The following is a 17,126-nucleotide window of genomic DNA, read 5'->3' on the forward strand; positions in this document are numbered from 1 at the left end:
TCACCCTGCGGCCAGTTCGACGTCGAGGCCCAGGTCCAGCGCGGCCACCGAGTGGGTGAGTGCGCCAACGGAGATGACATCCACACCGGTGGCTGCAATGGCCGCGACCGTGCCGGTATTCACGTTCCCGCTGGCCTCCACCCGGGCACGGCCGGCCACAAGGGCAACCCCGGCCCTGAGCCCTTCGAGGGTGAAGTTGTCCAGCATGATGGTGTCCACTCCGGCGGCCAGCACGGGTTCGATCTGGTCCATGCGGTCCACCTCGACCTCAAAGTGGGTGGTGTGGCCCAGCTGTGCCTTGGCGGTAAGCAGGAGTGCGGTGAGTTTCGCCGGGTCCCCGCCGGTCATTACGGCGAGGTGGTTGTCCTTGGCAAGCACGGCGTCGGACAGGCTGTAGCGGTGGTTGGAGCCGCCGCCGCAACGCACCGCGAAGCGTTCAAGGATGCGCAGCCCAGGGGTGGTCTTGCGCGTGTCGGTGATGCGGGCCCGGGTTCCGTCGGCGAGCCGGACAAATTCGGCGGTCTTGGTGGCGATGGCGGACATCCGCTGGACAAGGTTGAGCGCCACGCGTTCTGCCAGCAGCACCGAGCGGGCGGTGCCGCTGACCCGGGCGAGGTGCGTGCCGGCGTCGAACGTTTCCCCGTCCGCCACCAGCAGCTCCACCATGGTCGCCGGGTCCACCAGCTGCATGGCGTCGCGGAAGACCGTGGCTCCGCTCATGACGCCGGGCACGCGGGCGTTGAGGACGGCGGTGGCGCGGGCACCGGCGGGGATGAGCACCTGCGAGGTGATGTCACCCGAGGGCGCATCCTCGGCGAAGGCCCGTTGCAGGATGTCCCGGACGGGGGCCGTCGGAAGGGTGAGGTCCAGCGCGGGGCGCAGGGGCGTTGCCTGGTCGATCACGGCGGGTTCAGTCATGGAGCAGGCTCGCTTTCGGGCGGAGGGAAGTCAGTTTGTCAGTCTCGACTGGTTCATCGCTGCGGTAATGCGCCCCCAGGGATTCACCACGTTTAAGGGCAGCGTCGACCAGCAGCTGCGCGGCCAGCAGGAGGTTCCGGTCCTCGCAGGCAACAGGGTCAGCATCGCACCCCGGACCAGGACGGACGACGGCGGCCCACCGGTCAAGCGTCCGCCTGGCCTGGAGCAATAGCTCCCCGGACCGCAAAACCCCGGCGTGCGAGGTCATGAGGCGGCGTAGAGCCTCCCGCGAAAAGGGTTCCCCGGAAGCGTGCGCCAAGGGGAGGCCGTCCGCGGCCGAGGCAGCACGCGGAGCATCGCTGACGCGGGACGCGTCCCAGCCCCCGTCACAGGAGAGGAAGCTTTCAACAGCGCGGCGGCCGAAGACGAGTCCCTCGAGGAGGGAGTTGCTGGCCAGCCGGTTTGCCCCTTGGACTCCGGTGCAGGCAACTTCGCCGGCGGCGTAGAGGCCCGGAACGGTGGTGCGGGCGGAGAGGTCGGTGCGTACCCCGCCCATCCAGTAGTGGGCGGCGGGGGCGACGGGAACCAGTTCGCGGGTCCAGTCGATGCCGGCATCGAGGGTTTTGCGGGTGAGGGTGGGGAACCTCTGCTGGAGGAAGCCCGCGCCCTTGGCGTGCTCGATGCCCCGGGCGTCGAGGTAGACGTGGCCGGTGGGATCGCCCAGCTTGGCCAGGTGGAGGGCGATGCTGCGGGATACGACGTCGCGGGGCGCCAGTTCGGCATCAGGGTGGTAGGCCTGCATGAAGCGGCGGCCGCCGGAGTCCAGCAGGATGGCTCCTTCGCCCCGGACGGCTTCTGAGATCAGCAGCGGCCCGTGCAGGCGGGCCGGGTGGGCCGTGGCAGCGCTGACCAGGCAGGTGGGGTGGAACTGGAAGAACTCGAGGTCTGCCACTGCCGCTCCGGCGCGGACGGCGAGCGCCAGTCCGTCGGCGGTGGCAACGGCGGGATTGGTGGTTTGGGCAAACAGTTGTCCTGCTCCCCCGGTGGCGAGCAGGACGGCATCCGCATCCAGGACCGCACGCCGGCCGTCCTGGAGGTACTGGACTCCCGCCACCTGCCCGTCCCGGGTCACCAGGGCGGTGGCCTGGGCATGCGTGAGGATGGCGAGCTTGCCGTCATCCCGCCGGGACAGGACGGCTTGGATCAGCGCCCCGGCGACGCGTGCACCCGTGGCGTCTCCTCCTGCGTGCAGGATCCGCGGGGCGCTGTGGGCTGCTTCAAGCCCAAGGGCCGGGCCGCCGTCGTCCGCTGCGTCCCCGTGTTCCGTGTCGAAGGCGACCCCGTAGCGCTGGAGGCCGGCGATGTCCCGCCGCGCCTCCATGCACATCAGCCGGACTGCGGCCTCGTTGCAGTGGCCGTCCCCGGCGCGGAGGGTGTCGGCGATGTGCGCGGCGACGGTGTCTCCTGGTGCAGGTTCGGCGAGGACGGCTGAGATGCCGCCCTGGGCGTACCAGGTGTTGCTGTGGTCCAACGCGCCCTTGGTCAGGAGCACTACGTCCGTGCCGGCATCGGCAGCGAGCAGGGCAGCGTAGAGCCCGGCAATGCCACTGCCGACGACGGCGAGCCGGCCTGTCATCACGGCCTCGCGGCGAGCATGCGCTCGAGCGCCGTCCTGGCGTTGGCCTGCACGTTGTGGTCCACGGTGATGCGGTTGACCACGCGGCCGGTCACCAGTTCCTCCAGTACCCAGGCGAGATAGCCGGGGTGGATCCGGTACATGGTGGAGCATGGGCAGATCACCGGGTCCAGGCAGAAGATGGTGTGCTCCGGGTATTCGGCGGCCAGCCGGTTGACCATGTTGATTTCGGTGCCGATGGCGAACGTAGTGGGCTCGGTGGCGGCGGCGATGGCCTTCTTGATGAAGTCGGTGGGGCCGGCAGCGTCTGCGGCGTCCACCACCTCCATGGGGCACTCGGGGTGCACGATGACCTGCACGCCGGGGAAGTCCGCGCGGGCCTTCTCGATCTGGGCTACGTTGAAGCGCTTGTGCACGGAGCAGAACCCGTGCCAGAGGATCACGCGGGAATCCAGAAGCGCCTGTTCGTCATTGCCGCCGAGTTCCTTGCGCGGGTTCCACATAGGCATCTGCTCCAGCGGGACGCCCAGGGCCTTGGCCGTGTTGCGGCCCAGGTGCTGGTCGGGGAAGAACAGGACCCGCTGGCCCCGCTGGAAAGCCCACTCCAGGACCGTCTTTGCATTCGAGGAGGTGCAGACAATCCCGCCGTGTTCACCGCAGAACGCCTTCAGGGCTGCGGAGGAGTTCATGTAGGTGACGGGAATGACCGGAACCCGCCCGTCGGCGTCGGGCTCGGTGCCGAAGATTTCCGCAAGCTGTTCCCAGCACTCCTCCACGGAATCCGCGTCCGCCATGTCGGCCATGGAGCATCCGGCGGCCAGGTTGGGCAGGATGACGGCCTGCTCCGGGGTGGAGAGGATGTCCGCGGTTTCGGCCATGAAGTGGACGCCGCAGAAGATGATGGCCTCTGCCTCCGGCCTGGTCAGTGCCGCGTTGGCGAGCTGGAAGGAGTCCCCCACGAAGTCCGCGTACTGGATGACCTCGTCGCGCTGGTAGAAGTGGCCCAGGATGACGGCGCGTTCACCCAGGGTGGCTTTGGCGGCCTTGATCCGTTCCCCGAGCTCGGCGTCGCCGGCAAGTTTGTACTCCTCGGGGAGCTGGCCCTGGCGCGGGGTGGTGGCGGGGGCAGGGTCGGCGCTGGACGCGCCCGGGCCATAGGCGGGGACACCGGCGAGCGCCTCGGCCAGGTCGTAGTCCCACGGGCCCTTGGCCAGCGCCGGGCTGCAGGTGCTGCGTTCGGCGGCTGCGCCCTTCTCGGCCTGTTCGCGCGTGATCAGCTGGATTGCCGTGTTGACGCTGCTCATGGTGTGCTCCTGTTGTCTGGGTCAAGGCCTGGCCGGTCGGTGTAGCGGTAGAGGCGGGGCGGGCGGTGCTTCCCGCCCTGGAGGTATTCCCCGGTTTCTTCGATTTCCGGGGTCGACTTGAGTTGGCGGCGGAAGTTGGCCGGGTCCAGCTGGCGGTCCAGGACGGCTTCGTAGACTTCGCGGACCTGGGCCAGCGTGAAGTACTCGCCCAGCAGGTGGTAGGCCACCGAGCCGTAGGCCAGCTTGTTGCGGAGGCGCCAGAGGGCGTAGTCCACGATTGCGTTGTGGTCGAAGGCCAGGTCGCCCAGGCGGTCGGCCCGGAACCACTTCACGTTTTCGGATTCGTCCGCGAGCGCTGCCTCCGTGGGCTGGACCAGGGCCCAGTAGACGATGGAGACCACGCGCTGGGTGGGCGAGCGGTGCAGGCCGCCGAAGGCGTACAGCTGCTCAAGATAGCGGGGCGCAAGGCCTGTGGTCTCCTGCAGGTTCCTGGCGGCGGCGCTTTGGAGGGACTCGTCATGGCTGAGGGGTCCGCCCGGCAGCGCCCACAACCCCTTGAAGGGTTCCCGGATGCGGCGTACCAGGGGAAGCCATAAGGTGGGCCGGCCCGAGGACTCGCTGGGCCGCAGTGCGAAGATCACCGTGGAGATGGCCAGCGACGGCGGCGCGGCCTGCCGCTCGGAAACGTTCGCCGAACTGTAGTACACCCGCTTCACCGCCTTCCGTCACCATCGACCGCCCTCTGGGCGCTCCTCGGTTAGTTATGGTCATCTTGACCAAAACTAATTCTACGGCCGGGCGCGCCCGAAAGGGAAATATTTCTGCATCCCGGTCGGGGCCGCGGCCGGCTGCCCCGGAACCCTCTTCCCGCGGCCCCTGCCTTCCCGTCCGTTTCCGGGCGCGTTCCGGAGGCGGTAAATTCAAGAGGTCCCACGAGGACCCCGGCCCCCAGAGGCCGGACCCCCTAACCAGCCCCCAGAAGGTGCATTGCCCCATGACGACGAAGTCCGGCGGGACCACGTCCGCCACATTCCCCACCAAAGCCACTGCCGGCCACAGCATGAAGCCGCGGCAGCTCACGATGATGGGGCTGGGCAGCGCCATCGGGGCGGGACTGTTCCTGGGATCCGGTGCCGGCGTCCAGGCGGCCGGACCGGCAGTGCTCGTTTCCTACCTCGTTGCCGGAACGCTGATCATCCTGGTGATGTGGGCCTTGGGCGAGATGGCCGCTGCACATCCCACCAGCGGGGCGTTTTCCGTGTACGCGGAGCGGGCGCTGGGCCGGACCGCAGGAGCCACCATCGGCTGGCTGTGGTGGCTGCAGCTCGTGGTGGTGATTGCAGCGGAGGCCCTGGGTGCCGCCGGCCTGCTCTTCTCCGTCTGGCCCGTGGTGCCGGTCTGGGCGCTGGCGCTGTTATTCATGGTGGTCTTCACCGGCATCAACCTGGCCGGCGTCCGGAACTTCGGTGAGTTCGAGTTCTGGTTCGCCATCCTCAAAGTGGCCGTCATCGTCCTGTTCCTTGCAGTGGGCGCCGCCCTGCTCCTTGGCCTGCTGCCCGGCGTCGACTCCCCCGGGGCGGAAAACCTGACCGGCAACTTCGCGCCCCAGGGCCTGGGCGGTGTTGCTGCAGCCCTGTTCGTGGTGATCTTCGCGTTCGGCGGGACGGAGATCGTCTCCGTGGCCGCGGCCGAAACCGAGGATCCCGAGCGCAGCGTCGGCAAGGCCATCCGGACCGTGGTGTGGCGCATCCTGGTGTTCTACATCGGCTCCGTCTTTGTCATTGCCGCCGTGCTTCCCGCCACGTCCAAGGGTCTCGCTTCGCCCTTCGCCGGCGTGCTGGACGCTGCCAGAATCCCAGGCGCCTCCACCGCCATCACCCTCGTGGCCGTCGTCGCCCTCCTCTCGGCGCTGAACGCGAACCTCTACGGCGCCTCCCGCATGGTGTATTCGCTCTCGCAGCGGGGGGAGGCGCCCCGGGTCCTCACCCGGCTCAACAATGCGGGCGTGCCGCTCCTCGCGGTGGCAGTCTCGGTGGCCTTCGGTTTCATCGCCACTGTCCTGGAGCTGTTGTTTCCGGAACGGATCCTGCCGGCGCTGTTCCAGCTGGTGGGATCCACGTGCCTGGTGGTGTGGGGCAGCGCTCTGGTCTCCCAGCTGATCCTGCGGCGGCGGGCAGACCGGGACGGCACCGCGCTTCCCTTGCGCATGCGGGGCTTCCCCAGCCTGACCATCCTGGGCCTGGTCCTGCTGGGACTTATCTTCGCCGTCGGCTTCAGCGCCGAGGACAGCCGCATCCAGCTCTTCAGCACCTTCGCCCTGATCGCCGGCATTGCACTCGCGTGCGCCGCCGGGGCCCGGCTGGCCGCCAGGAACCGGGCCGCCAACAGGTAGAGTGGAGCGTACCTTTCCAAGGAAGACGCACCGACGCGCCGGGCCCGCCCAGGCGCCGTACCTGATTGGGGAACTGACACCATGAGCGGCAGGCACACCGGACAGCAGCAGGCGCACACCGTTGAAGGGACCGACCCGCAGCTGTACGTGGCGGTCCATGAACCCGCCAGCGACGCCGGCCTCCGGCCGGTCCTCCTGCTGCACGGCTTTTCCTCCTCCTCCAAACTCAATTGGGAGGACACCGGCTGGGTGTCCTCCCTGCTTGACGCCGGCCGCCGGGTCATTACCGTTGACCTGCCGGGCCACGGCCGCAGCGGTGCGCCGGAGGACCGGGATTCCTACTCCCCCAGCAAAATCAGGGCGGACCTGCTCCAGGCAGCGTTCGACGCCGGAGCGCGCCCCCTGCATGACGGGGACCCTGCCAGCGGGCTGGACGTAGTGGGCTATTCCCTGGGGTCCCGGCTCGCCTGGGAGTTCGCCGCGACCCAGCCCGAGCTGGTGCACCGGCTGGTGCTCGGCGGACCCAACGACTCCGACCCCCTGGCCGCATTCGACCTTCGGGCCGCCCAGGACTACCTGGCGGACGGCACGCCGATCAACGACGAATCCACCGCCCAGCTGCTCAAAATGGCCCTGCTGCTGCCGAGCAACAACATCTTCGCGCTGCTGTCCCTGGTGGAGGCCATCAAGGCAGAGCCCTACGACCCCGCCGAAGCGGTACCCCACGTTCCCATGCTGCTGGTGGTTGGCGACAAGGACGAGCGGGCCCACACGCTGCCCAAGCTCGCCGAGCTGGCCCGCAGTGCCGGCTCCATGGCCGAGCAGCTGGTCCTGCCAGGCCGGAACCACACCAACGCCATCACCAGCAGGGCTTTCAAGCAGGCCGCCATTTCATTCCTGGGCGTCTAGGCTGCAGCGATCCCTTGGGCGGCGCGGATTGATTCACATCCTGTCCGGTCAGTAGTCAACCCCCGGATCCGGCCCTCCCTCCATGTGGAAGCACGCGGAGGAGGACAACACGTAAAGTGAGTTCCGCTGCGGGTTGTACTCGATTGAATGCCGGTACCCTTCCCCGCTGACGACTACCAGTTCGGGGATTCCATTGATGCCCGTCCCGGACTGGACCGTCCAACCAGGCTTCGCGGACCACTCGGCTTCGATCTGCGGCAGCAAGGCCGCGACGTCGGCATCCGGGGTAAGGACCACATCCATCATTCCCGGCCAGTAATAGCCGCCGTTCCCGCATTCAAACAATGCACGGGACTTTTCGGTCCGCGTCGACGTGGAAACTTCGCCCGGCGGCACCACTGCCTTCAGCTCGTCCTGCTGACTGAGAAGGGACTGTTTCGCGGAAGCAAGATCCAGTCCCGCAGCCGTGGAGTCCACGGCGGGCGCACATGCCGCCAGCGCCGCGAGAAGGCTGGTCGCAAGCAGGGGCGCCCCCATACGGGCAAGCCTGACGGGCATGGGGGTCGATGCACTCCACCGACGGGATGAGCGGCGTCCACGCCGAATTTTTGAACTGTTGGCTTCTCCGGCCACCGTGCCCCCAAATGTTGATCCTGCCCCCACGGTTGGCACCCAGCTTTCGCCCCCCGGCCAACGCTACCGGGGGCGGTCAATCCCGGCGATGGGCAGAACTGCCCCGCACGCACCAGCAGCCCGGACTTGGCGGTCCGGGCTGCTGGTGTTGCGGTTCCGCGCCCCGGTTGGAGGCCACGGTGCAGCGGATGGAAACCCCCGCCGTCCGGACCCCTGACCGTAGCGGCGGGGTCAGGGGGACGGTGTTAGGAGGGCCGGTGGGATCAGTGGTGGCTGCTGACGCCGAGCGGGCGGCCCTTGGTCTCCTTGGCCAGCACCACGCCGACGGCGGAAATGACGCAGAGGGCCATGATGTAGATGCCGATCGAACCGGTCCATTTGGTGGACTGCAGCAGGGCCTCCGCGATGGTTGCTGCGAAGGCGCCGCCCAGGATGGCGCCGAAGGCGTACCCGATGGAGATGCCGGAGTACCGGACATTCGCGGGGAACATCTCTGCGTACATGGCGGACATGGGTCCGTAGGACAGGCCCAGGCCGATCGTCAGGACGAACAGGGCGACGCCGTAAAGCACGATGTCCTTGGTGTCGATCAAGGCAAACATGGGGATCATCCAGGCAAAGACAATGGCGTAGCCGATCAGGAAGGTCTTGACGCGGCCGATTCGGTCGGACAGCCATCCGCCCACCAGGGTGAAGATCAGCCAGCCGAAGGACGCCAGTGTGGTGGCCAGGAGGATCTGCGGCGTGGGCATCTTCAGGGTCTTGGTGGCATAGGAGATGAAGAACGCAATCAGCAGGTAGCCCGCTGCATTGTTGCCGATGAAGATCAGGGTGGAGTACAGCACGGGCAGCTTGTGGTTCCGGACCAGCTCACCCAGCGGTGCTTTGCTTTCCTTCTTCCGCAGGGCCATCTCCTGGAACACCGGGCTCTCGGCGACGGCGCGGCGGATGAGGTAGCCCACCACGATCAGGACGATGGAGAGCAGGAACGGCACACGCCAGCCCCAGGCAGCGAAGTCTTCCTTGGACATGCTGGTGTTGAGGAAGAACAGCAGGCCGGTAGCGAGGATCATGCCCACGGGCACGCCGATCTGTGGGTAGGCACCGAAGATCCCGCGCCGGTTGACCGGCGCATGCTCGACGGCCATGAGGGCGGCTCCGCCCCATTCACCGCCGGCTGAGAAGCCCTGGATAACCCGCAGCAGGATCAGCAGCACCGGGGCCCAGGCGCCAATCTGCGCGTAGGTGGGCAGCATGCCGATGAGGGCGGTGGCCGCACCCATCATCACGAGGGTGAAGACCAGCATTGCCTTCCGGCCCAGGCGGTCACCCAGGTGCCCGGCGACAACTGCACCAAGGGGGCGGAACAGGAAGCTGATGCCGATGAGGGCAAAGGAAAGGATCTGCGCCAGGCCCGGGTTGGACTCGTTCAGCGGTGCCAGGAACAGCGGTGACAGCAGCGTTGCGGTCAGCTGGGCAAAGATGAAGAAGTCGTACCACTCGATCGTGGTGCCGACGAGGGTGCTTACGAGGACCTTGCGCTCCTCCCGCCGGCTGCTGGGACCGGCGAGCGTATCCACCTTGGAAGGTGTGGTCATTGAAACTCCATTGTTTATTGGGCAGCAGCGCCGCCCGTACGCCTTCAGAATTACCGACAGAACGGTCAGTTAGTTAGTAGGGTACTACGGAAAGTGTGATACGGAACACGGAATGGTCAATATTTGCGGTGAACGGCGACCGAAACAAAGTTCTATATTTGAACTGCAAGTTCGTATAGAGGACATTACCGGCAGTGAGTGGTCGGGACAAGAGTCACAGCACTCCAGGCCCGCCAACCTAGGATGGACATCATGACTCCTCCAGCAGCCGCAGCCGGGAAGGGAGCGGCGGCACAGGCTTCGCCGTCCCAGACCCTCTCGCGCGGCATCCGCGCCCTCGAAATCCTGGCAGCCGCGCCCGGCCCGCTGACCATCGCAGAGCTTGCCGATGCCATGGGTGTTCACCGGTCGGTGGCTTACCGGATCCTGCGCACCCTCGAAGACCATTCGCTCCTGGTACGCGATGATGCCGGACGGGTCCAGCCCGGACCCGGCCTGGCGGTCCTGGCACGCGGCGTGTCCCGCAACCTGCAGAGCGCCGCGTTACCCGAGCTTACCCAGCTGGCGAACTCGCTGGACATGACTGCATTCGTGGCGGTGTGGGACCACCACGACTGCATTACGCTCGTCACGGTCGAGCCGAGGCATTCCGGCGCAACTGTTGCCCAGCACCCGGGCACACGCCACCCCATCAACGCCGGTGCCCCCGGGATCGCCATCCAGTCCGCCCTCTCGGAGGAGGAATGGGACCGGTTGGCAACCGGAATGCCCTATCGCCCGGAGGCGGCGGAGGCGCGGCGGAAGGGTTACTCGGCCAGCCACGACGAGGTGATCGCCGGGGTCTCATCGCTGGCAGCACCGGTCCGGGTGCCGGGTGGGCGTCCGGCCGCACTTGCAGTGGTCTATATCCGTTCCGCCCATGATCCGGATGCCGTGGGGGCTGCCATCGCGGAGAGCGCGGCAAGGATCGAGCGCCAGCTGGCGTAACGGCCCTGCCAGAACAACGCCGCAACGGACCGGTGCCGCCCGCAGGAACGTGCCGCGTCAGGCCCTGCGGCGGAGGACGACGGCGGTTCCCGCGCCGAGCACAGCCAGCGCCGCCGCCGCGCAGACCGGGACGAGGAACGCGGCCGCGGCCCCGTGGAGCTGGGCCAGCTGTCCCCCAACAGAGGACCCGATGGCTGTACCGGCGACAATGCCGCTGGCCAGCGCTGTCATCACGGTACCGAGCCTGCCGGCGGGTGCCACTTTCCCGCTTACGGCGAACACGGTGACCATGACGGGACCCACGGGGAGGCCCAGGACCAGCAGGACGGCCGCCATCATGGGCAGCGATGACGGTACCAGCAGCAGGACCGCGAGCCCTGCCATCAGGACTGCGCAGGACACCCAGCGCAATCCCAGTCCCGCACGGCGCGGCCAGTAGGCAACTGAGAGTGCCGCGGCGGCCGAACTGAGGCCCATGACGGCGTACAGCAGCCCGGCGATTTCCGCGCCGGCAAGCCCGGCAGAGAAGGCACTCAGTGCGGCCTGGGTGGAACCGAAGAAGGTGCCCATGCAGGCCATGGCGAGGACGGGCAGGGAGACAGTCCACGGCAGCTTGGTGCCCTGCGCAGCACCCTTGCGGGTCCCGCGTGCCGCAGGCCGGCTGGCGGGGACGGCCCGGTGGGTGGGATGAACGGCGAAGAGAGGCACCAAAATGATGGTCATGGCCGCTGCCAGGACCAGCGGAAGCCACGGCGCCACAAGGCTGGCCAGGATCCCCACCAGGGCCGGTCCCAGGACAAAGGTCACCTCGTCGGCCGTACTCTCGTACGAAAGCGCTGTGTCCAGGTCCCGGGCGGCCCCACCGGATGGTGCCGTTGGACCTCCGGCATCGGCCGTGAGCGACATCCACCTGACCCGGGCCAGGGGCCCCACCTGTGGGCAGGTGGCGCCGGTCGCGAAGGCAGCCGCGAGGACAGCGGGCAGGAAACCGCCCGAGGCCCCAGCGGTATGGGCTGCGAGGACCAGGGCCAGCACGGCCACTGTATTGAGTACGGCCGCCAGCAACAGGACCGGCAGCTGTCCCCGCCTGTCCGCAAGGGATCCCAGTCCGGGAGCCCCCAACGCGGAGCCGATGCCCACTGCTCCTGCTGCCGTTCCACCGGCGGCAAAGGAGCCGCTGACGGATGTGACCAGGGTGAGCGTGCCCATGGCCAACATGGCCAGGGGAAGCCGCGCAAAGAGGCCAAGGGGAATGAAACCCCGGTACCAGTTGGGGAAGGCGGGAAAAGCGTCCCCCGCTGCCGCGTCCGTCATGTCCGGGTCAAGGGTTTCCCGGGATGGAGACGCCTGGGCAGGGGCGGTGCCGGTGGATGAGGGGGTGGTTTGTGGTGCCACGTCAGGGCTCGTTCAGTACGTGCGCATCGTCCCTCCTCCCGATGCGCGCAACCCGGTAACACGGACAAGTATATCGGCCCCCGTCAGGGGTTGGTCAGAGGTAGTCAGAGGAGGGCGTCCAGGCTTTCGGAGATCCGCAGCGTTGAGCCGTTCCGGTTCTTGACCACCTGCAGCTGGGTGCCGATCCGCTGTTTCATTTCGGCCACGTGGCTGACCAGTCCCACGACCCTCCCGCCGTCGCGGAGTCCTTCGAGGGCATCCATGACCTGCTCCAGGGACTGGTCGTCCAGGCTGCCGAAGCCCTCGTCAACGAACAGGGTTTCGATTTCCACGCCTCCGGATTCCTGCTGGACAACGTCTGCAAGGCCCAGGGCCAGCGAGAGGGAGGCCATGAAGGACTCGCCTCCGGACAGCGTGGAGGTGTCCCGGCGGAATCCCGTCCACTGGTCCACTACTTCCAGGCCCAGCCCTGACTTTGCTCCGCGGGCCGCCTTGGCGTCGGTGTGCTGGAGAAGGTAGCGGCCGTCGCTCATGGCGACCAGGCGTTCGGAAGCCGCGAGGGCCACCTGTTCCAGCCGCGCGGCCAGGACGTAGCTGGTCAGGCTCATCCGGTAGGTGTTCTCGCCCCGGCCGGCGGCGGCGTCGGCCAACCCGGCAAGCATCTGCGCCCGCTCCGCCGGCTCGCGTGAGGAGCCGGCCAGCGCATCATATTCAGCGGCGATGGACTTCAACGACGCCAGGCAGCGGGCGGCCAGGCCGGCAGCCAGATCGGCTTCCCGCGCCTGATTACGGGCTGTCGCCGCATCCAGGCGCAACGCTGCCAGCCGCTCCTCATCCGCTGTGAAGCCGTCGGCGGCTTCGTCCAGGGCGAGCACAATGTCCTCCGACTCAAACAGCCCTGCCACGCGGGCTGCCTCGTCCTGGGCTGCACGGATGGCGGACTCGAGGGCTGCCAGTTCAGCGGTCCCGAGGAGCTGGCTGCGGGCATCGTCGGCACTTGCGAAGCCGGCACCTGGCAGGGCCCGTTCCAGGTGTTCCTGCGCTTCGGCGGCCTGCAGCCGGGCACCATCGAGGCGTGCCTGCGCTTCGACGGCTTTGTCCAGTACCGCCACGGCCTCCTCAAGTGCCCGCAGCCGGCGTTCCAGGCTGCGGTGGCCGCCCCGGAGGCCGGCAAGCGCCGTGTCCAGCGACGCAACCTGTTCGGCCAGGTCGGCAAGGGACGCTGCCGTCCGGGACAACTCCACTTCCGTTTCGGACAGCGTGGCCCGCGCCTGGGTAAGGCCGGCGTCCAGGGCCTCCAGCCGCTGCCGCCTGTCCTGCAGTTCCTCCGCAGCCTGCTCGGCATCCGCAGCCGCAGCAAGGGCATCCTCCGCGCCGGAGCGGGCCTCCTGCACGGGCGTAGTCCCGCCTTGACCGGCGAGGACCGCCACCGCCTGCTCGGCCTCGGCAAGGTCAGCGGCAACCAGGGCGTGGGCTGCTTCGGCGGCTTCGTAAACTCCGTGGGCCCGTTCCTCGTCCTGGGCCAGGGCCGGGCCTCCGGTGCCCGCATCCGCCGGGCCGGGATGATGTCCGCTTCCGCAGACGGGGCAGGGTTCCCCGGCAACCAGCCCTGCTGCCAGTTCCGATGCAGCGTTGGCCAGCCGTTCCTCCCGCAGGTCCAGCCAGCGGCGTTTCGCCTCGAGGAGGTTCTCCCGCGAGTCGGCGTGGCGGCTCTTGACCCGGTCCCTGCGTTCGATGGCTGTCCCGTACCGCCGGACGACGTCCAGCAGCTCTGCCGCAGCACCAGCCTCCTTGCGCCGCAGCGCAGCTTCCACCGACCGGGCCTCCAGCTGGTCCATGCCGTCGGCCAGCTGTTCGCGTTCAGCCACCAGGCGCCCGGTGCGCCGGCCCAGCGTCTCCACGGCGAGCTCCAGCTCACCCAGCTTACCGGTGAGGACATGGTGCCGCTTCCGCAGCTCCTGGAGCCTGTCCTCGTCAGGCAGCCGTGCCTCGACGACGGCCAGCAGCGAACGCAGGCGGCCCAGTTCCTCCGGAGCCCCCGGCATGCTCCCCCAGGCGTCTTTTGCGGTTCCGGGGCTGGCACCGGCACTCTCTGCCGGTCCACTGCCGAGCTGGGCCAGTTCGCCGCCGTCCCCGGCAGCCATGCGCAGCAACGTCATGGCTGATTCGGCGGCCGCGGCGGCGGCGCGGACTTTGGCGGATGCAGCGTCCACAGCCTGCAGTTGCCCGTGAAGAACCTCCGCCTGGCGGTGCCGCCCAAGCCGGGCGGTAGTTTGTTCCTGTTGCGCGGCCCCTGCCTCGACGGCCTTTTGCCGTGCTGCCGCGGCTTCGAGCTTGCGGTGCCGTTCATGGCGGGCAGCCTCCTGCTCAGCCTCTGTGCGGCGGGCCTGGTTCACAACCTCAGCGGCGGCGGCCTGCTCCGTGAGTTGCGCCAGGCGCACGGCAGCAGAAGCCTGCAGCCAGTCAAGGCGGCGGGGGATGTCGTCCGCCGGCGGCGCCTCCTCTTCCGGAAGCTGGAGCGGGCCGGCCTCGGTTTCGGCACGCGAGGCGAGGATGCCGAGTTGGCCGGACAGCACGGCCACGTCCTCCCGCGCGGCGGCGGCCTGCCGGGAGAGTTCCTGTTCCAGGGCTTCAAACCTCTGGGTACCGAAAAGCTTCTGCAGCAGGTCCAGCCGGTCAGCAGCCTTGGAGCGGAGGAAGGCAGCGAAATCACCCTGCGGCAGCATCACCACCCGGGTGAACTGTTCGCGGTCCATGCCCAATAACGCCATGATCTCCGCGCCCGCTTCATCATTGCGGGCAGACTTCTCCACCCAGGCCCCGCCCACCCGTTCGCGGAGGAGCGTCTTGGCCTGCTGGAGAGTGAAGCCGTTCTTCCCACGGGCGCTGGGCTTCTCCCATGCCGGGGACCGGGTGACTTCGAAGCGGCGGCCCTGCGCGGAAAATTCACAGGTGACGGCGGGTTCCTGCCCGGGCTCCGCATGGTCGCTGCGCAGCCGCTTGCCGTCCTGCCGTGCCCCCGGAACGGAGCCGTAGAGCGCAAAGCAGATGGCATCCAGCACGCTTGTCTTGCCGGCGCCGGTGGGCCCGTTCAGCAGGAACAGGCCGTGTGCGCTGAGCCGGTCAAAGTCGATGTCTTCGGTGCCGGCAAAGGGCCCGAACGCCGAAATGCGCAGATGGTGGATCCTCACCGCGACACCTCCAGGAGCCTGAGGTTTTCCAGCGCGGCCGCGAGCGCGGTCCTTTCCACCGGGTCAGCGCTCCTTCCCCGCACGTGGTCCAGGAACCCGCAGCAGACGGCGAGGTCGTCCGGGGCGCCTGCGAGCCTGCTGCTGTAGCTGGCCTCCGTGGCGGCAGTGACGCCCTGGGGATCAAAGGCAAGGACCAGCGTGTCAGGGAACCTGGCGCGGAGCCGTTCCATGGCACGGGTGGGGCGCTGGGAATCGGTAAGGGTGACCTGGCAATAGGCGGTTTCAGCCCAGGCATAGGCCGGATCCCCCAGGAGATCCTCCAGCGGTCCCCGGAGAACGGCCAGCGAACGCGGGGCCTCCCAGAGGACTTCCGCGACCGACGCGACGCCCTCCGGGCCGATCTCCACCAGCCAGGCACCCTTCTGGTGCGTGGACTCCGAAAAGGAATAGGCCAGCGGCGACCCCGAATACCTGACGGAACCGGACAGCTTCTGCCGGTCATGCAGGTGGCCCAGCGCGGTGTAGCTGAAACCGTCGAAGAGGTCCAAAGGAACAGCTCCCACACCGCCGATGCTGAGGTCCCGCTCGCTGTCCGAACTGATGCCTCCGCTGGCGAAGGTATGGGCCAGGACCACCGAGTGGACCGTGGCCGAAGCGGCGCGCCGGGCGATGTCCTCCCGGATCAGTTCGGTTGCGGCGCGGGTGACCTCGAAATGGCTGGCCGTTTCCACCCCCAGCTGTTCGGCCACCATCCTTGGCTCAAGCCACGGAATGCCGTAGAGCGCCAGCGTGGCGTCCTTCCCGGCCGCATCAGTTCCCAGCGGCAGCAGCAGCGGCTGGTCCAGGTCCTCCACCCTGGTGCGCAGGTGCACTCCCCCGCGTTCCAGCAGGCGGGATGCGAACCCCAGGCGGATGGCGGAGTCGTGGTTGCCGCTGGTGAGGACCACCTTTGCGCCTGCGGCAGTGAGCCGGACCAGGGCGTCGTCAAGAAGGTGGACCACGTCCACGCCCGGGAGCGCCCGGTCATAGACGTCGCCGGCGATCAGGACGACGTCGACGCTGTCCCGCTCAACCGCCGCCACCAACTGGTCAACGAAGGCCCGCTGGGCATCCAGCATTCCGACGCCGTGGAAGGAACGGCCCAGGTGCCAGTCCGAGGTGTGAAGTAACCGCATGTTCCTAAGCTATCGGCAGCCACTGACAGTGCAGAAAAACGCCGCGGCAAACAGCGCTCAGGACCTTTTGCCGTCAAAGAACTCCTGCGCCTCGCTGACACCGCGGGCTTTCTCCTGGCGGGCAGCCTCCGCAGGGGCAGGCTCACTCACGGCAGCAACGTCGGCGTCATCACCGGCGTCATCGTCAACGCCGGTGTCATCCCCGGCAGTCTCCACGTCGGCAACGGGCGCAGGGGAACCGGTCACCTCGCCGATCCGGAACACCAGCCCCGCGATGGCAGCGCCGGTCAGCGGAGCCACCAGGAAGACCCACAGCTGCTCCACGGCCCAGCCGGAGCTGAAGATGGCGGAGGCAACGGCGCGGGCCGGGTTGAACGGCAGGTTTCCCACCGACTGGCCCACCTGCAGCAGGGCGGCAAACGACAGGCCGACGGCGACGGGCGCCACCGTGCGGACGCCTCCTTCACGGCCCGCGGCTCCCAGGAAGACAGCCACGATGATGGCGGCACCCAGCAGCTCCAGGAGGACAACGGCCGCGAGGGGGGCCTGGATGATTGAGTGCTCACCGAAGCCCGCGGCCACGGTATCGAAGGCGGTGCGGCTGTCGGGGATGCTGGGCAGCGTGCGCAGGATGCCGAACAGGGCAAGGGCGCCCACCAGGGCCCCGACGAGCTGCGCGGCAGCATAGGCGGCTGCCGCCCCGGCCCGAATCCGCCCGGCCAGGAGGTGCCCCAGGGTGATGGCGGGGTTGAAGTGGCCGCCGGAGATATGACCGAAGGCCAGCATGGCGGCGGTAACGGCCAGGCCGGCAGCCAGGGCGGAGGGGACCGGGCTGGACTGCGGAATGCTGAACAGGGGCACGCCCAGGCTTACCACCGCCAGGAAAAGGCTGCCAAAGGCCTCGGCCGCCAGGCGGGGCAGCAGGCCGGTGGGCGCGGCAGCCGTGCCGGGCTGCAGTGCGTCGCGGGCTGGGACAGGGGTGCTCATG

Annotated in this window: 13 protein-coding genes; 3 read left to right on the top strand and 10 right to left on the bottom strand. The window is 68.3% G+C overall.

Features of this window, described 5'->3' with window-relative positions; translation table 11 throughout:
- Genes nadC through NMQ03_RS13100 form a run of 4 tightly spaced genes read right to left on the bottom strand, consistent with a single transcriptional unit; the run spans position 1 to position 4,565 of the window.
- Positions 1-918: a carboxylating nicotinate-nucleotide diphosphorylase gene (nadC, locus tag NMQ03_RS13085; protein ID WP_255172553.1), complete on the bottom strand. Its 918-nt coding sequence runs from the start codon at positions 916-918 to the stop codon at positions 1-3.
- Positions 911-2,554: an L-aspartate oxidase gene (gene nadB / locus NMQ03_RS13090; RefSeq protein WP_255172554.1), complete on the bottom strand. Its 1,644-nt coding sequence runs from the start codon at positions 2,552-2,554 to the stop codon at positions 911-913. The genes nadC and nadB overlap by 8 nt, the downstream gene beginning before the upstream one ends.
- Positions 2,554-3,858, bottom strand: coding sequence for a quinolinate synthase NadA (gene nadA, locus NMQ03_RS13095; RefSeq protein ID WP_255172555.1), 1,305 nt, complete (start codon positions 3,856-3,858; stop codon positions 2,554-2,556). Before nadA ends, nadB begins: the two co-directional genes overlap by 1 nt.
- Positions 3,855-4,565 carry an NUDIX domain-containing protein gene (locus tag NMQ03_RS13100; RefSeq protein WP_255172556.1) on the bottom strand — a complete coding sequence of 237 codons (711 nt, stop codon included), beginning with the start codon at positions 4,563-4,565 and terminating at the stop codon, positions 3,855-3,857. The genes nadA and NMQ03_RS13100 overlap by 4 nt, the downstream gene beginning before the upstream one ends.
- Before the next feature lie 287 nt (positions 4,566-4,852).
- Between NMQ03_RS13100 and NMQ03_RS13105 the strand changes: the two genes are divergently transcribed.
- Together NMQ03_RS13105 and NMQ03_RS13110 are read left to right on the top strand one after the other, a co-directional pair.
- On the top strand, positions 4,853-6,250 hold the full coding sequence (locus NMQ03_RS13105) for an amino acid permease (protein WP_255172557.1): 1,398 nt from the start codon (positions 4,853-4,855) through the stop codon (positions 6,248-6,250).
- Between the two features lie 81 nt (positions 6,251-6,331).
- Entirely contained in the window at positions 6,332-7,159 is an 828-nt protein-coding gene (locus NMQ03_RS13110) for an alpha/beta fold hydrolase (RefSeq protein ID WP_255172558.1), read from the top strand.
- A gap of 48 nt (positions 7,160-7,207) precedes the next feature.
- On the opposite strand, the gene NMQ03_RS13115 is transcribed toward NMQ03_RS13110, so the two are convergent.
- Together NMQ03_RS13115 and NMQ03_RS13120 are read right to left on the bottom strand one after the other, a co-directional pair.
- Positions 7,208-7,696: a hypothetical protein gene (locus tag NMQ03_RS13115; protein WP_255172559.1), complete on the bottom strand. Its 489-nt coding sequence runs from the start codon at positions 7,694-7,696 to the stop codon at positions 7,208-7,210.
- A 359-nt stretch (positions 7,697-8,055) separates the two neighbouring features.
- Positions 8,056-9,390 (bottom strand): MFS transporter, encoded by a 1,335-nt coding sequence (locus tag NMQ03_RS13120; protein ID WP_255172560.1) that lies wholly within the window; start codon positions 9,388-9,390, stop codon positions 8,056-8,058.
- Positions 9,391-9,642: 252 nt separating this feature from the next.
- Here NMQ03_RS13120 and NMQ03_RS13125 point away from each other — a divergent pair, with 252 nt between their 5' ends.
- Positions 9,643-10,377 (top strand): IclR family transcriptional regulator, encoded by a 735-nt coding sequence (locus NMQ03_RS13125; RefSeq protein ID WP_255172561.1) that lies wholly within the window; start codon positions 9,643-9,645, stop codon positions 10,375-10,377.
- Between the two features lie 57 nt (positions 10,378-10,434).
- Here the strand turns inward: NMQ03_RS13125 and NMQ03_RS13130 are convergent, their stop codons facing one another.
- From NMQ03_RS13130 to NMQ03_RS13145, 4 genes are all read right to left on the bottom strand, one after another.
- Positions 10,435-11,772 (bottom strand): MFS transporter, encoded by a 1,338-nt coding sequence (locus NMQ03_RS13130; protein ID WP_369693183.1) that lies wholly within the window; start codon positions 11,770-11,772, stop codon positions 10,435-10,437.
- A 104-nt stretch (positions 11,773-11,876) separates the two neighbouring features.
- Complete coding sequence (locus NMQ03_RS13135; RefSeq protein ID WP_255172562.1) at positions 11,877-14,963, bottom strand: AAA family ATPase; 3,087 nt, start codon at positions 14,961-14,963, stop codon at positions 11,877-11,879.
- Positions 14,960-16,138, bottom strand: a complete 1,179-nt coding sequence (locus NMQ03_RS13140) for an exonuclease SbcCD subunit D (RefSeq protein WP_255172563.1) — start codon at positions 16,136-16,138, stop codon at positions 14,960-14,962. The genes NMQ03_RS13135 and NMQ03_RS13140 overlap by 4 nt, the downstream gene beginning before the upstream one ends.
- Before the next feature lie 57 nt (positions 16,139-16,195).
- Positions 16,196-17,125, bottom strand: coding sequence for an MIP/aquaporin family protein (locus NMQ03_RS13145; protein WP_255172564.1), 930 nt, complete (start codon positions 17,123-17,125; stop codon positions 16,196-16,198).
- Position 17,126 lies beyond the last annotated feature (1 nt).

The organism is Arthrobacter sp. DNA4 (assembly GCF_024362385.1).
Classification (GTDB): domain Bacteria; phylum Actinomycetota; class Actinomycetes; order Actinomycetales; family Micrococcaceae; genus Arthrobacter.

Coding starts and splice junctions, on each gene's coding strand:
- nadB (WP_255172554.1), bottom strand. CDS start 2,554: ATGACAGGCCGGCTCGCCGTCGTCGGCAGTGGCATTGCCGGGCTCTAC.
- NMQ03_RS13140 (WP_255172563.1), bottom strand. CDS start 16,138: ATGCGGTTACTTCACACCTCGGACTGGCACCTGGGCCGTTCCTTCCAC.
- NMQ03_RS13125 (WP_255172561.1), top strand. CDS start 9,643: ATGACTCCTCCAGCAGCCGCAGCCGGGAAGGGAGCGGCGGCACAGGCT.
- NMQ03_RS13145 (WP_255172564.1), bottom strand. CDS start 17,125: ATGAGCACCCCTGTCCCAGCCCGCGACGCACTGCAGCCCGGCACGGCT.
- nadA (WP_255172555.1), bottom strand. CDS start 3,858: ATGAGCAGCGTCAACACGGCAATCCAGCTGATCACGCGCGAACAGGCC.
- nadC (WP_255172553.1), bottom strand. CDS start 918: ATGACTGAACCCGCCGTGATCGACCAGGCAACGCCCCTGCGCCCCGCG.
- NMQ03_RS13115 (WP_255172559.1), bottom strand. CDS start 7,696: ATGGGGGCGCCCCTGCTTGCGACCAGCCTTCTCGCGGCGCTGGCGGCA.
- NMQ03_RS13120 (WP_255172560.1), bottom strand. CDS start 9,390: ATGACCACACCTTCCAAGGTGGATACGCTCGCCGGTCCCAGCAGCCGG.
- NMQ03_RS13110 (WP_255172558.1), top strand. CDS start 6,332: ATGAGCGGCAGGCACACCGGACAGCAGCAGGCGCACACCGTTGAAGGG.
- NMQ03_RS13105 (WP_255172557.1), top strand. CDS start 4,853: ATGACGACGAAGTCCGGCGGGACCACGTCCGCCACATTCCCCACCAAA.